This window comes from Pseudogemmobacter bohemicus (genome assembly GCF_003290025.1).
GTDB lineage: Bacteria > Pseudomonadota > Alphaproteobacteria > Rhodobacterales > Rhodobacteraceae > Pseudogemmobacter > Pseudogemmobacter bohemicus.
Map to the genome: position 1 here is coordinate 222,938 of NZ_QNHG01000003.1, position 13,600 is coordinate 236,537.

The 13,600-nt window shown below is 63.5% G+C and carries 13 protein-coding genes; 11 read left to right on the top strand and 2 right to left on the bottom strand.

What is annotated here, in order from left to right; translation table 11 throughout:
- Positions 1-87 precede the first annotated feature (87 nt).
- The gene (locus tag DRF71_RS15875) at positions 88-603 is read left to right on the top strand and encodes a hypothetical protein (protein WP_112311534.1); all 516 of its coding nucleotides are present in this window, start codon (positions 88-90) and stop codon (positions 601-603) included.
- 66 nt (positions 604-669) lie between these two features.
- Here the strand turns inward: DRF71_RS15875 and DRF71_RS15880 are convergent, their stop codons facing one another.
- Positions 670-2,133: a hypothetical protein gene (locus DRF71_RS15880; protein WP_112311535.1), complete on the bottom strand. Its 1,464-nt coding sequence runs from the start codon at positions 2,131-2,133 to the stop codon at positions 670-672.
- A gap of 78 nt (positions 2,134-2,211) precedes the next feature.
- Complete coding sequence (locus tag DRF71_RS15885) at positions 2,212-3,006, bottom strand: DeoR/GlpR family DNA-binding transcription regulator (RefSeq protein ID WP_198672239.1); 795 nt, start codon at positions 3,004-3,006, stop codon at positions 2,212-2,214.
- Positions 3,007-3,334: 328 nt separating this feature from the next.
- On the opposite strand from DRF71_RS15885, the gene DRF71_RS15890 reads away from it, so the two are divergent.
- The 10 genes from DRF71_RS15890 to DRF71_RS29060 all read left to right on the top strand — a co-directional run bounded on the left by DRF71_RS15890 (position 3,335) and on the right by DRF71_RS29060 (position 13,464).
- Entirely contained in the window at positions 3,335-4,741 is a 1,407-nt protein-coding gene (locus tag DRF71_RS15890; RefSeq protein ID WP_112311537.1) for an ABC transporter substrate-binding protein, read from the top strand.
- 54 nt (positions 4,742-4,795) lie between these two features.
- Positions 4,796-5,665: a carbohydrate ABC transporter permease gene (locus DRF71_RS15895; protein WP_112311538.1), complete on the top strand. Its 870-nt coding sequence runs from the start codon at positions 4,796-4,798 to the stop codon at positions 5,663-5,665.
- Complete coding sequence (locus tag DRF71_RS15900) at positions 5,665-6,558, top strand: carbohydrate ABC transporter permease (protein ID WP_157971116.1); 894 nt, start codon at positions 5,665-5,667, stop codon at positions 6,556-6,558. Before DRF71_RS15895 ends, DRF71_RS15900 begins: the two co-directional genes overlap by 1 nt.
- A complete protein-coding gene (locus DRF71_RS15905; protein WP_112311540.1) occupies positions 6,558-7,622 on the top strand; it encodes an ABC transporter ATP-binding protein in 1,065 nt (354 codons plus the stop codon). The genes DRF71_RS15900 and DRF71_RS15905 overlap by 1 nt, the downstream gene beginning before the upstream one ends.
- Complete coding sequence (locus tag DRF71_RS15910; protein ID WP_112311541.1) at positions 7,619-8,701, top strand: ABC transporter ATP-binding protein; 1,083 nt, start codon at positions 7,619-7,621, stop codon at positions 8,699-8,701. The genes DRF71_RS15905 and DRF71_RS15910 overlap by 4 nt, the downstream gene beginning before the upstream one ends.
- Positions 8,698-8,880, top strand: coding sequence for a hypothetical protein (locus tag DRF71_RS15915; protein WP_112311542.1), 183 nt, complete (start codon positions 8,698-8,700; stop codon positions 8,878-8,880). Before DRF71_RS15910 ends, DRF71_RS15915 begins: the two co-directional genes overlap by 4 nt.
- The gene (locus DRF71_RS15920; protein ID WP_112311543.1) at positions 8,873-9,886 is read left to right on the top strand and encodes a dihydroxyacetone kinase subunit DhaK; all 1,014 of its coding nucleotides are present in this window, start codon (positions 8,873-8,875) and stop codon (positions 9,884-9,886) included. Before DRF71_RS15915 ends, DRF71_RS15920 begins: the two co-directional genes overlap by 8 nt.
- On the top strand, positions 9,886-10,503 hold the full coding sequence (dhaL, locus tag DRF71_RS15925; protein WP_112311544.1) for a dihydroxyacetone kinase subunit DhaL: 618 nt from the start codon (positions 9,886-9,888) through the stop codon (positions 10,501-10,503). Before DRF71_RS15920 ends, dhaL begins: the two co-directional genes overlap by 1 nt.
- 21 nt (positions 10,504-10,524) lie before the next feature.
- Entirely contained in the window at positions 10,525-11,412 is an 888-nt protein-coding gene (gene lsrF / locus DRF71_RS15930; protein ID WP_112311545.1) for a 3-hydroxy-5-phosphonooxypentane-2,4-dione thiolase, read from the top strand.
- A gap of 105 nt (positions 11,413-11,517) precedes the next feature.
- A complete protein-coding gene (locus DRF71_RS29060; RefSeq protein WP_112311546.1) occupies positions 11,518-13,464 on the top strand; it encodes an SDR family oxidoreductase in 1,947 nt (648 codons plus the stop codon).
- Positions 13,465-13,600 lie beyond the last annotated feature (136 nt).

Genomic DNA, 13,600 nt, shown 5'->3' on the forward strand with positions numbered 1-13,600 from the left:
GCCACAGGGCAGGGTGAAAACCGGCAGCGACGGAAATTCCGGTCCGGGTCGTACAAAAGCCAGACACAATTCTGAGGAGACCTTCCCATGGCAAGACTTTCCCTCCTTCCCGCACTGCTGGTTCCGGCGCTGCTGACGGGCGCTCTGGCGCTCGCCCCCATGCCCGGTCTCGCGCAAGACGCGCCCGAGGCCGAAGCGGCCGCGCCGCATGGTCCGGCCACGCGCGGGGCAAAATCACCGATGATCCGGCTGGATTTCGGCGCCGGTCGCACGATCAGCGTGCAATGCGGCGAGACGGCGATTGTCGCCTGTGTCGAGGCGATCACGCCGCTGGCCGAAAAGCTGGCTGCGACTCCGGCGTCCGGCCCAGGCAAGGATCGCGACCATTCCGAGGGCTGCAATCACGGCAAAGGGAATGACAAGGTGCCTGGCAAGGACAAAGAGCACGGCAAGGATAAGGGCGAGGATCACGAGAAAGACCACCGGAAGGGTGAGGGCAAACCCGGCGCCGGCGGTGAACATGACAAGCCCCGGGCCGCTCCGGATGCCCCGGCCGGGGCGCCGCCGGCTGATGCCCCTGCGCCCGGGGCGCCCGCTCAGTAAACCGGGCAAGGGTCATCCCGTCAGCACATGCCCGGGCCATCTGTGGCCCGGGCATCTGCATTCCGGTCAACCCGGCGGCAGCGGGCCGATATCGCCGGGGCGCATCCAGGGGATGCGGAGATCCTCATCGGGGGTCCGGAACACCACCCCGTCAGTCTCGTCGCTGACGACCTGCCCGCAGCGCTCTTCCTCATTCACGCGCGAGATGCAAAGCTGATCCGCCTCGATGCGGTAGGTGAATGGCTCGGCCGGCTCGCCCGCGGCATAGGCACGACCTTCGCCTTTCTCACCCAGCCAGAGCGCGACACGGCCATTTTCACTCTCGAGGATCACCGACTGGCCCGGGCTGAACGACCGGATCACCGGCAGGTCGGGATGCGGGGCCACCGTTGGCGGTTGGTCGTAAAGGGTGCGGAAATCGGCGGGCTCCACCCTATCCATCCCCCGGAGGGCGGCCAGCGGTGTGTAATGCGGCAGGGTTTGCCAGAGATCAAAGGGACGGATCTGCGGCGAGGAATCCTCGCTGACCCGTTCGAACCAGGCGGCATAGGGCGGTACGGCCTCGCCGTCATGGTAAAAGAGGCATTGGTGATGGCGCGACAGCACCTCGCGGAAGAAGGGCGGCGCGGCTGTGCCATCTTCATTGCCGGAAAAGGGCAGATCCCCGGGCGGCTGCCGCGCTTCGGGCTCGTAGCCGTCTTCGGGCAGATTGACCCGCCAGGCCCATGAGCTGAGGTCGGGGTCGGTCGGATCCTGCCAGCCTTTTGATTGCAGCGAGAGATTGTTGCAGGCACGCATCCAGGCGGCCTCGTCGGTCTCGATCGGGGGAACGCCGGCGAGGCGGATGTCATAAAGGCCTGCCTTGCCGGTGGTGTCGATCAGCCAGGGATGCGCCGGATCGCGATGCGTCAGCATCTCTGTCAGCAGTTGCGGGTGAAACCGGGCTGTGGGCGTATAGCTGTCAATGCCCGCAAAGGTGTCGGTCAGCCCGGCGAGGTAATCCAGCGCCGCATCGCTGTCGGGCAAAGCGGGGGCGTGAAAGCCCAGAATGCCGCCGGTATGGAGCACCCGCATCGGCATCCGCGCCCCGCCATCGGAATTGGACGACAGCGCTGAGCCCGCCATGAAGGCGACCGCACAGGCGCCGATACACTGCGCGCCATCGGGCACCGCCGTGATCAGCCCCCGGTCGCGGATCACCCTTGCCAGCGCCAGCGCCTCGCGATCATCGCCGCCGCGACTGTTGAGGCAGAGAACCTTGCCCTCGGCCATGATGCCGGACAGGAGCCCGGCCGAACGCCCGCCGCCAAGGCTCTCATCCTCCAGCACGACCTCAAGCCGGGCGGCATCGCCGGCGGCGATATCGCCTTTCAGCTTAAGGCTGCAGGTGCCGGATAGCAGCCCCGCCGCATCGCGCTGCGACGGATCTGTGATCGTGACCTCGGCCGCCTGCGCAGGCAGTGCCAGGGTCAGGATCAGAGTGCAGAGCAGGGCCGCATTCTTCCGGATCAGGGTCGGTTGGTCGGGCATTGCTCTCTCCGTTCGGGTCGGCGCCATAACACCAGGCAAGCCGCCCCGGATCAAGCGATTTGGCGGCTTTGCCGGTGATCAGACCAGCTCGACCTTTGCCCCTGTGTCGCGCAGCCGGGCGAGGCTGTCCGCCGGCACATCCCCCGCCAGCAGGATCAGGTCGAAATCGGTGAGATCGGCGACATAATTCAGCGCGGTAAAGCCGAATTTCGACGCATCCGCCAACAGGAACCGCCGCCGCGCGCTTTTCATCATCGCGCGCTTGGCCCGCATCACCAGCTCATCAGGGGTAAAGATCGCCATGCCCTGGATCGTCGTGGTCGACAGGATCGCCACATCGACATGATAGCGCCCGATGGCTTCGTCGCAGGCCGCGCCGAAATAACCGTTATAGCCCTGATGATAGCGCCCGCCGGTCGAGATCAGGTCGATATCGGGCACTCCGCGCAATCGCTCCAGCACCGGCACCGCATTGGTGACCACCGTAAGCGGTGTCACCTCGGGAAGGAAATCGCAGATATGGAACACGGTCGAGCTGTCATCGGCCATGATCGCATTCCCAGGCTCCAGCCGCGCCACGGCGGCACGGGCGAGACGGCGCTTTTCGTCAACCTGATTGCGGGTGCGGTAATTATAGCTGCTTTCGAACAGGAGCGACTTTTCCGCCGAGACCGCGCCCCGCACGCGCCGCACCAGGCCCTCGCGCTCCAGCTCGTAAAGGTCGCGATGCACGGTCATCAGGCTGACCCGCAGCTCTTCGGCGAGGTCGCGAATCACCGTGGTCGAGCCTGACATCAGGATCTGGAGAATCCGCTCGCGCCGGCGTTCGGCCTTGGAGAGCGGCTTTTGGGGGTCGGAAATGTTGGATTCCATCGGGGCCGGCAGCTGTGAATTTAACATTTTCATAGTGATGATGGATTCGGAATGATATGTCCAGAAGGGCGACGGCCTGGAAGAAAACGGATGCCGCTTTGCAGAAATTGCAATATTTTAACGGTATATTAGGATATTACATTGCATTTCGGGCGACTTTCTTGCCGCAACTGCATTAGGAATTTTGATAGCAATGCGAAGAAGATTTCTTGAATCGTGATGATTTTCACATTTTTCTTGATTGGAAATACGACCCACGGTTAGCGTTAGCACCACGGGAAACAGGCGGAGGAGGAAGCCGCCCGGCCCGGTCAGGGAGGAGAGAGAGATGAAGTATCGCAGCACGCTTATGGCGTCTGCCGCGGTGGCTGGCATGTTGTGCGGCACTGCCGCCCGCGCCGAAACCACGCTGACGTTTGTCTGGCATGCCGGCACCTGCGCCGATGCCATCATGGATATCGCCAAGGACTACCCCGACAAGTCTGTGAAAATCGTGCCGGCTCTGGTGCCTTACGGCCCGGAATGGCACAATAAGATCGCGTCGGAATTCGCGATCCAGGGCGATGCCTTCGACTTCGCCATGTGGGACAGCCAGTCGACCGCCGAATTTGCCGGTGGCGGCCATGCCGTTAAGATCAATGATATTTTTGACCAGTCCAGCTATCTGAAAGCCGATATTTTCCCGGCCTCATCGCTGTCGCAATATGGCGAATACCCGGATGGGTCGGGCCAGTTCTACGGGCTGCCGGTAAACCAGGACGCTTACGGGCTGATGTATCGCAAGGATCTCTTCGAGAACCCCGAGGAACAGGCCGCGTTCAAGGCGAAATACAACCGCGACCTGAAAGTGCCGGAAACCTATCAGGAGGCAAAAGAGGTTGCCGAATTCTTTACCCGTCCCGATCAGGGCCTTTACGGCTGGGGTCAGATGGGCGGCCGCGATTACGATTTCGCGACCACGGCGTCGAACTCGTTCCTCTGGTCCTTTGGCGGCGAGCTTTACAACCCCGCAACCATGGAGGTTGAGGGCTATCTGAACTCGCCCGCCTCGATTGACGGCGTCCAGGCCTATGTCGATATGTTCAAATACGGGCCTCCCGGCTCGGGCAACTGGGGCTTTGACGAGGTGAATGCCTCGTTCCAGCAGGGCCAGCTCGCCATGGCGATGCAGTGGTTCTACTTCAACGGCTCCAACGCCGATCCCAAGGTTTCGACCGTGGCCGGGCAGACCGGTTTCGGCATTCTGCCCGGCGCGGTCGGGCGCGATGGCCTCTTCCGCCGCCAGTTCTCTGTCGGCGGTCAGGGCATGGGGATCAACAAATATTCGAAGAAACTCCCCGAGCTGGTGAAGTTCATGGAGTGGTATTTCCAGCCCGAGCAGCAGACCCGTTACGCCGCCGTTTGCCAGACCGGCCTGAAAGCCGTACTGGAAAGCCCGGAATGGCAGGGGCTTAACTCCTATAACGCGCAATTCTCGACCGCACTGCAATATCTGAACGATTACTGGCACTTGCCGGAATATCCGGTGCTGCTGGATATCCTGCAGGAAGAGGTCTCGAACGCGATTTCGGGGTCCAAGACCGTCGAGCAGGCGCTGACCGACGCGAGCGCGCGCCATGAGCGCACGCTGGAGCGCGCCGGCTATAAGATCGACCGCAAGGGCGGTGCGCCGGAAGTGCCGGATACCGTGATCTCGCCGGTCGGTCAGGCTGAAGTCACACCGGTCAATCAGTGATCCCGCGAGGGGCTGCCTCCGGGTGGCCCCTTTCTCAAGCCTGTCGGGGGAAGCATGTCTGCTTCAAACACCGGATCAGCCAGGATCACCCGCTGGGTGCTGTTCGGGCTTTTGGTCCTTTACACGATCTACAATCTCGGTCCGATCCTCTGGCTGGTGATCTCCTCGCTGAAAAGCCGTGCGGATCTCTTCGCCATGCCGCCGAAACTGGTCTTCACGCCGGATTTCTCGGGCTATCAGAGCGTCTTCGGCATCGGCGCCGCGAAAGACAGCGCCGCCTCGATCGGCGTCTTCCGCTCGCTGATCACCAGCGTCCTGGTCTCGACCATCGGCACCTCGGTGGCGGTGATGCTGGGGACGCTGGCGGGCTATGTCTGCTCGCGCTTTGATTTCCGCGGCAAGGGCGATTTCATGTTCTTCGTCTTGTCGACGCGGATGCTGCCGCCGGTCGCGGTGCTGGTCTTCTACCATATGATGTTCGCGCAGCTGGGGCTGGCGGATACGCGGATCGGGCTGATCCTGATCGCGGTCTTCATCAATGTGGGTCTTGCGACCTGGATTATGAAGGGCTTTTTCGACGGCGTGCCGCGAGAGGTCGAACAGATCGCCATCGTGAACGGCTATTCGCGGATGTATGCCTTCCGCAAGCTGGTGCTTCCGATGGTCAAGGGTGGGATCGCCGCAACCGCCGGATTTTGCTTTATCTTCTCGTGGAATGAATATGCCTTCGCCTCGATCCTGACGACGACAAAGGCGCAGACTTTGCCGGTCAAGATCTCGACCGCATCAGGCGCAACCGGGATTGAGTGGACCCAGATCTGCGCCGCAGGCGTGGTGCTGATCGTCCCGGTGCTGATTTTCTTCTGGCTGATCCGCAAACATCTTCTGATGGGCATGACCTTCGGCGTGCTGGGGAGGAAATGATGGAACAGCCTCTGCAAAAACGCTCGACCGGGCGGTTGATGATCATCGGTTTCCTGTCGCCGACGATCCTGCTGCTCCTGTTCATGGTCGCCTATCCGATCATCAGTCTCGTCTATTACAGCTTTCACAATTTCTCGGCGATGCGGCCGGCGGATGGGATGACCTGGGCAGGTCTGGGCAACTACGAATATCTGCTGACAGATCGCGGCATCTGGCAGAGATTTGTTTTTACCGGGAAATTCGTCTTCCTCTGTGTGACGATGCAGATGATCCTCGGGATCTTTGTCGGCTATCAGCTGCAAAAGACCTTCAAGGGGCGCGATTTCCTCTTCACCGCTTTGATGCTGCCGATGATGCTTTCGCCGGTCGTGGCGGGGTTCCTGTGGCGCTATATGCTGAACGCCGAATGGGGGGTGGTGAATTACCTTCTGACCGGGATCGGCCTGCCGAAGGTCGAATGGCTCAGCCAGGCGACGCCAGCCCTGTGGGCTGCCGCCGTGGTCGATACCTGGATGTGGACGCCCTTCATCGCGCTGCTCGCAACCGCCGCCTTCCGCGGCATCCCCGAGACGATCTATGAGGCCGCCGAAGTCGATGGCGCCAGCCCGGCCTATGTCTTCTTCCGCGTCACCCTGCCGATGTCGGCGCCGGTGCTGTTCATCGCGCTGATCCTGCGGCTGATCGACTGTTTCAAACAATATGACCTGTTTGTCGCCTTCACCGGCGGCGGCCCGGGGTCTTCGACCGAGACCGTCTCTTTCGCCGTCGCCAAGACCGCGTTCAGCTACTTTTACACCGGCGAGGCTTCGGCGCTGGCGGTGATCCTTTTGTGCATCATCATGGGGCTTGCAATGATCCTGGTGCGCCACCTCTCGAAGATGGGGGAACGCTGATGGCGCGGATCGACCTGAAGGATCTGACCATTCGCTTTGGTGGGTTCACTGCGGTGGATAACGTCAACCTGACCGTGAATGACGGGGAATTTGCGGTCTATCTGGGGCCGTCCGGCTGCGGCAAGACCACCACGCTGCGGGCGATTGCCGGGCTGGAACAGGCGACGTCCGGAGATATCCTGTTTGACGGGAAACGGGTCAATGACCTGAAACCATCGGAGCGAAACATCGCGATGGTGTTCCAGTTCGTCTCGCTTTACCCGAACCTCTCGATTGCGGAAAACATCATCTTCCCGCTGAAGGCGCGCGGGATGGCAAAGGCTGAGATCGCACGCAAACTCGACTGGGTCACCGGTGTGTTCAAACTGGGCGATGAGCTGAAACGCCGCCCCGCTGCGCTGCCGCCCGGCGCGCGGCAAAAGGTGGCGCTGGCGCGGGCGGTGATCCGCGACCCGGCGGTCCTGCTGCTTGATGAACCGCTCTCGGCGATTGATGAGCAATTCCGCGAGGAGATGCGGTGGGAGCTGGGCCATCTGCAACGCGAACTCGGCGTGACCACGATCTACGTCACCCATGACCAGCGCGAGGCCATGTCGCTGGCGGATCGTATCGTCTTGATGAACCATTCGAAAATCGTCCAGGTGGCAGAGCCGGATCGCATCTTCTTCCAGCCATCTTCGGTGTTTGCGGGCCAGTTCATCGGGTCGCCGTCCATGAATCTGATCGACCTTGTCCCGGTTGCGGGGGGATTGCGGCTTGGGGACAGCCCGGTTGTTCTGTCGCAATCCGAACTGCCGCCCGGCATCACTGCGCGAGGCGCGGTGAAACTCGGCATCCGGCCCCGCGACCTGCGGCTCGTGTCGGGCGAAGGCCATGCGCTGGCGGTCGAGGATACTTTCTCGGTCGGGCGCGAGCGGTTCTTCACCTTCACGGTCAGCGACCAGATCCTCCAGGGCACCGATCACCGCACGCAGCCGGGCGCAGGCAGCGTAACGCTCGTCCCCGAGGGGATGATGTTCTTCGACGCCGAAACCGGCCTGCGCATCACGGAGGCCGCCGCATGAGCGCGATGCTGGAACTGAAAGGCGTTACAAAGGCTTACAAGGGCAAGCAAGCTTTGCGCGGCATTGACCTGTCGGTCGAGGATGGGGAAATCCTCGCTCTGCTGGGGCCGACCGGGGCGGGGAAAAGCTCGACGCTGCTGACCAGTGCCGGGCTGGTGGAGCCGGATCGCGGCACGGTCCATCTGGCGGGGCGCGATGTGACAGAAGCCGAGGCGTCCTCGCGCGATGTGGCGGTGGTGTTCGAGGGGTTCAACCTGCTGCCGGTCCTCAACGTGCGCGACAATATCGCCTTCGCGCTGCGCTCTCCGAAATATCGCGAGGCGGAGGCCGAGATTGCCACCCGCGTTTCGCGCACGGCGGAACTGCTCAGGATCGGACATCTGCTGGACCGCGACACCGGTACGCTCTCGGGTGGCGAGAAGCAGCGGGTTTCCATCGCCCGGGCGCTGGTCCGGCGGCCAAAGCTCTATCTGCTCGACGAGCCGCTTTCGGCGCTGGATCTGAAACTGCGCGAGGGGCTCAGGGCGGAACTCAGACAGATCCACCGCGAGCATGGCACCACCATGCTTTACGCCACGCATGACTATCACGGTGCCATCGCAATTGCCGACCGCATTGCCATCATAAATGACGGGCGCGTGCTGCAGACCGGTCGCGTCGACGACATCTATGCCCGCCCCGCCGATGCCTTTGTGGGCAGGCTGATCGGCAGCCCCTCGATGGCGTTTTTTGAGGCGGAAATCTCTGGAGGAGGCGTGACTGTGCCCGGCTGGGAAAGCCCGCTGGATCTGGCGCGGTTCGGAGTGACAAGGGCGCAAGGCCCGGTCACCCTGGGCCTCTGGCCCGAGGATATCGAACTCGGCGACCTGGGCCATGAGGGCCGCATCTATGCGCTCGACAATCGCGGCTATGAGGCGGCGGTGCAGATCGAAACCCAGGCCGGCATGTTTCGCAAAGTGCTGGAGGGCGGGCCGGTGCCTGTGCAGGGCGAAACCATCCGCTTCCGCCCGAAACAAGGGGCAGGGTTCCTGTTCGACCGGATCACGGGCGCTTTGGTCTCACACCAGGAGGGCAGATGAACACGCTTTACCGCATCGCCAGCGGGCTGATCATCCTGGGCTTCCTGATGCTCTGCCAGCCCTTCACCCATGATCTTTTCGTCATCGGATTTCCGGTGCTTCTGATCGGGGTGATCCTGTTTATGATCCTGGACCATATTCCCGAAAGACCGCCTGCCCAGGAGGAGAAAAATGGCTAAACCGATCAAGAAAATCCTGAACGACCCGCGTCGCGCAGTGGATGAGATGCTGGACGGGCTGGTGCTGGCCTCGGATGGGCGGACAAAGCGGCTGGCCGTTGATGCTATCGTGAAGTCGGAAATTCCCGACGGCAAGGTCGCGCTGCTGATCGGTGGCGGCTCGGGGCATGAGCCTTTGTTCCACGGCTTTATCGGCGAGAATATGGGGGATGGCGCCGCCTGCGGGCAGTTCTTTGCCGCCCCCTCGCCACATATCGTTTACGAAGCCGCAAAGGCGGTGCATCGCGGCAAGGGCATCTTGTTCCTGTATGGTAACTATGCCGGCGACAATATGAATTTCGACATCGGTGCCGAGATGCTGGCCGATGAAGGGGTCGAGGTCCGCACCGTTCGCGTGACCGATGACGTTGCAGCAGCCCCCCCCGAGCGGATGCATGACCGGCGCGGCATTGCGGGCGATCTGTTGATGATCCGGGTGGTCGGGGCGGCTGCGGCGCATCTGGACAGGCTGGACGAGGTCGAGCGCGTCGCGAAAAAGGCGATGGCGGGGCTCAGGTCGATGGGGGTCGCGGTGCTTGCGGGTTCCATCCCCGAGACCGGCAAGCTGACCTTCGATCTTGCCGATGACGAGATCGAGATCGGCATGGGCGCGCATGGCGAGGCGGGGATTTCGCGGCAAAAGCTCGGCACCGCCGATGAGATCACCGATCAGATGATGGAAAAGATCCTTGCCGATCTGCCCTTCCAGGCCGGCGACGAGGTGGCGCTGCTGATCAACAATCTCGGCGCGACGACGATGATGGAGATGCTGGTTGTGAACCGCCGCGTCCGTCAGATTCTGGCAGAGCGCGGCATCACGGTGCATCGCTCGGATGTCGGCACCTGGGTCACCTCGCAGGAGATGGCGGGGCTGTCGATCTCGCTGATGCGGCTGGATGGCGAACTGAAACGCTATCTCGACATGCCCAGCCGCTCTGTCGGCTATTCCAGCCTGGAGGTGAAGTGATGCGCGTGGATGACGAGCGCGCGGCGGAAATGCTGCTGGCGGTGGCGCGGGCGGTGCTCGACCGCGTCGATGACCTGACCGATGCCGATCTGGCGATTGGCGATGGCGATCACGGTATCGGTATGCGGCGCGGCTTTGAGGCGGTGGAACTGGTGCTGGAAAACCCGCCCTCAGGCATTGATGGCGTGTTCAAGGCCGCCGGCATGGCGATCATGTCGAATACCGGCGGTGCGGCGGGGGCGGTGTTCGGCTCGGTCTTCACCTCTGGCGCTGCGGCCTTCGCAGCCCAGGAGGAGATCACGCCCGAGGGGTTTGTGGAATTCCTGACTGCGGCCCAGGGGGCAGTGCAGCGCCGGGGCGGGGTGGCGGAAGGGGCGAAGACGATGCTCGACGCGCTGGCCCCGGCGGCGCGGGCGGCGGCGGGGGCCAGCGATCTGAAAACGGCAACGGCGGCAGCGGCAGAGGCCGCCTTGCAGGGCGTCGAGGCGACGAAAGCGATGATCGCCACCACCGGCAAGGCGCGCTCCCTGGGGGAACGCTCGGTCGGGCATCCCGATCCCGGGGCGATTTCGATGAGCATCATTCTTGGTGCAATGCGCGACTACGTCGCCGGCTGAGCGGCCGCAGGGGAGGGTAACATGGCGGATCTTGACGATATCAAAGACGGCAAGGACTGGGGCGCTGATCGCCCCGCCGACACCAGCCGGTTCTTCCTGAAAGGGGCGGCGCATTACGACTGGGGGATGAAGGCGCGGCTGTCGCAGATCTTCCGCCCCGAGACAGGGCGCACGGTGATGCTGGCCTTTGATCACGGCTATTTCCAGGGGCCGACCACCGGGCTGGAACGGATCGACCTGACCATTGCGCCGCTGGCACCCTATGCCGATGTGCTGATGTGCACGCGGGGGGGCTTGCGCAGTTCGATTCCGCCCGAGGCGCGGCGCCCGATTGTGCTGCGCTGCTCGGCCGGGAACTCGATCCTGACAGAGCTGTCGAATGAGCTGGTGGGCGTCGAGATCGACGATGCGATCCGGCTCGGCGCCAGCGCCATGGCGGCGCAGATCTATATCGGCGCCGAGTATGAGCATAAATCCATCGCCAATGTGGTGAAGCTGATCGACACAGGCACAAGATACGGTATCCCGACCATGGCTGTTACCGGGGTCGGCACCAATATGGCGCGCGACGCGCGCTATTTCGGCCTTGCGACCCGGATCGCCGCCGAGATCGGGGCGCAATTCGTCAAAAGCTATTACACCGATGAGGGGTTCGAGCGGATCACCCTTGGCTGCCCGGTGCCCATCGTGATTGCCGGCGGCAAGAAACTCCCCGAGGCGGAGGCGCTGGAAATGGCCTGGCGCGCCATCGACCAGGGCGCGGCGGGGGTGGATATGGGTCGCAATGTCTTCCAGTCCTCTGATCCGGTGGCGATGCTGAAGGCGCTGGCGGGCGTGGTGCATGAGGGCCGCTCCGGCGCCGAGGGCTATGAGATGTTCCGCGATCTGGCAAAGCGAAAACCCGCCTGAAACGGGTCCTCTGACACCCGGGCTGCCTGCGGTTCAATCAAATGCAATTCAATCACGGGCGATCCTTTCGCCCGCCGGCCGGGCTTTGCCCGGGGGAGGCGTCACATGCGAAATCTCTGGGATGAGAAGGCCGCTTCCGACCTGAACGGGCTGGGCTTGCGGGCATATTCCTCGCGGCTGATCGGCCAGGACCCGGCGTTGGTGCTGCATGGCGGCGGCAATACCTCATGGAAGGGAGAGGCGCGTGATCTTTTCGGCCGGGCGGTGCCGGCGATCTGGGTCAAGGCCTCGGGATTCGATCTGGGCAGGATGGGTGCAGAAGGGTTCACCGCGCTGGACCTTGCGCCGCTCCTTGCGCTGGCGGAGCTTGGGCACCTCGCGGACAGCGATATGGTTGCGGCGGTGAAACGGGCGCGGCTTGACCCCGATGCGGCGCCGGCCTCGATCGAGGCGATTGTCCATGCGCTGATCCCGGCGGAATTCGTCGATCACTCGCATGCCGATGCGGTGCTCACGCTGTCGAATGCCGGTGGGCGGGCGCTGCTGGAGCGGGTTTACGGCGCGCGCGTGCTGATCCTGCCCTATGTGAAACCGGGTTTTGACCTTGCCCGCCAGATCCGCGCGGCCCTGTCAGCCCCCGGTATCGCGGGGCGTGACGCGATCATTCTGGAACATCACGGAGTCTTCACCTGGGGGCCGACCGCGCGCGAGAGCTATGAGCGGATGATCGCGATCTGCGGCGCGGCCGAGGCCTGGATCGCGGCGAACCTTGCCCCTCTGCCCGAGGCGGCGGCGGTGCCGGAGCCCCTGGCCGTCGCGCGCCTGCGGGGCCTGGTTTGCCATGCGGCGGGGCGGGCGCTGATCTCGCTGCCCGCAGGGACGGTGCCTCCGGCTGAGGTCACCGCGCTGGCGGACCGCGCCCGGCATGGCACGCTGACCCCGGAACATGTGATCCATCTGAAGCCCTTCCCGATGCGTGTCGGGCCGGATGCGGCCGAAAGCCTCACACAGTTTGCCGCAGAGTATCGCGCCTATGTTGCCCGGGCTTCGAACCCGGATCTGATCCCGCTGCCCGATTACCCGCATTGGGCGCTGACCCCGGATGGCGCGGCGCGCAGCTTTGGCCCGACCGCCGCACGCGCCAGGGTGGTGGCGGATGTCGCCCGCGCCAATATAGCAGCGCTGCGCCGCGCCGGGCAGATCGGCGCCTGGCAGGGTCTGACGGAAGCCCAGCTGCGCGATCTGGAATATTGGGAGCTGGAACAGGCAAAACTGAAACGTCTGCCCGCAGCGCCGGCACTGGCCGGACGCATCGCGGTGGTCAGCGGCGCCGCGGCGGGGATCGGTCGCGCCACCGCCGAGGCACTGGCGGCGGCGGGTGCTGTGGTGGTGGGGCTGGATGTCGATCCCGGCGTGCGCGACCATATGAACCGCGAGGGGTATGACAGCATCACCGCCGATCTGACCGATGAGATCGCCGTGGCCGCCGCGCTGGAACAGGTGGTCTCGGCCTGGGGCGGGCTGGATATCCTCGTCTCGAATGTGGGCATCTTCCGCGCCGGTGCGCCGGTCGAGACCCTGGGCGATCAGGTCTGGGACGATACGCTGGCGGTCAATCTGACCTCGCATCGCAAGCTGTTGAAACAGGCGATCCCGTTTCTGCGCCATGGGTTTGACCCGTCGGTGGTCTTCATCGGCTCGCGCAATGTGGCGGCGCCGGGGCCGGGGGCGGCGGCCTATTCGGTCTCGAAAGCCGGGTTGACGCAGCTGATGCGGGTCGCGGCGCTGGAGCTGGCGCCCGAGGGGATCCGCGTGAATGCGATCCATCCGGATGCGGTGTTCGACACAAAACTCTGGACGCCGGAGGCGCTGGAGACCTCGGCCCGCCGCTATGGGCTGACGGTGGCAGAGTATAAATCACGCAATCTGATGCGGGCCGAAGTGCGCTCGAATGACGTGGCCCGCGCGGTGCTGGCTCTGGTCGATGGCAGTTTCCCCCGCACCACCGGTGCGCAGATTCCTGTCGATGGCGGCAATGATCGCGTGATCTGATCCCGGTTTTCCTGTATCTGAAAGGAAGAGGGTCCGGCTTCTGCGGATCGGGTAGAATATTGTTCTCTTCTGTTGTTGCGTATATGCGAAGAGATGAATATACAAGCCTGAGCCGCCCGGCATGCCGGCGGTATAT

Coding starts and splice junctions, on each gene's coding strand:
- DRF71_RS15885 (WP_198672239.1), bottom strand. CDS start 3,006: ATGGAATCCAACATTTCCGACCCCCAAAAGCCGCTCTCCAAGGCCGAA.
- DRF71_RS15900 (WP_157971116.1), top strand. CDS start 5,665: ATGGAACAGCCTCTGCAAAAACGCTCGACCGGGCGGTTGATGATCATC.
- DRF71_RS15905 (WP_112311540.1), top strand. CDS start 6,558: ATGGCGCGGATCGACCTGAAGGATCTGACCATTCGCTTTGGTGGGTTC.
- DRF71_RS15920 (WP_112311543.1), top strand. CDS start 8,873: ATGGCTAAACCGATCAAGAAAATCCTGAACGACCCGCGTCGCGCAGTG.
- DRF71_RS15895 (WP_112311538.1), top strand. CDS start 4,796: ATGTCTGCTTCAAACACCGGATCAGCCAGGATCACCCGCTGGGTGCTG.
- DRF71_RS15880 (WP_112311535.1), bottom strand. CDS start 2,133: ATGCCCGACCAACCGACCCTGATCCGGAAGAATGCGGCCCTGCTCTGC.
- DRF71_RS15910 (WP_112311541.1), top strand. CDS start 7,619: ATGAGCGCGATGCTGGAACTGAAAGGCGTTACAAAGGCTTACAAGGGC.
- DRF71_RS15890 (WP_112311537.1), top strand. CDS start 3,335: ATGAAGTATCGCAGCACGCTTATGGCGTCTGCCGCGGTGGCTGGCATG.
- DRF71_RS15875 (WP_112311534.1), top strand. CDS start 88: ATGGCAAGACTTTCCCTCCTTCCCGCACTGCTGGTTCCGGCGCTGCTG.
- DRF71_RS15915 (WP_112311542.1), top strand. CDS start 8,698: ATGAACACGCTTTACCGCATCGCCAGCGGGCTGATCATCCTGGGCTTC.
- lsrF (WP_112311545.1), top strand. CDS start 10,525: ATGGCGGATCTTGACGATATCAAAGACGGCAAGGACTGGGGCGCTGAT.
- dhaL (WP_112311544.1), top strand. CDS start 9,886: ATGCGCGTGGATGACGAGCGCGCGGCGGAAATGCTGCTGGCGGTGGCG.
- DRF71_RS29060 (WP_112311546.1), top strand. CDS start 11,518: ATGCGAAATCTCTGGGATGAGAAGGCCGCTTCCGACCTGAACGGGCTG.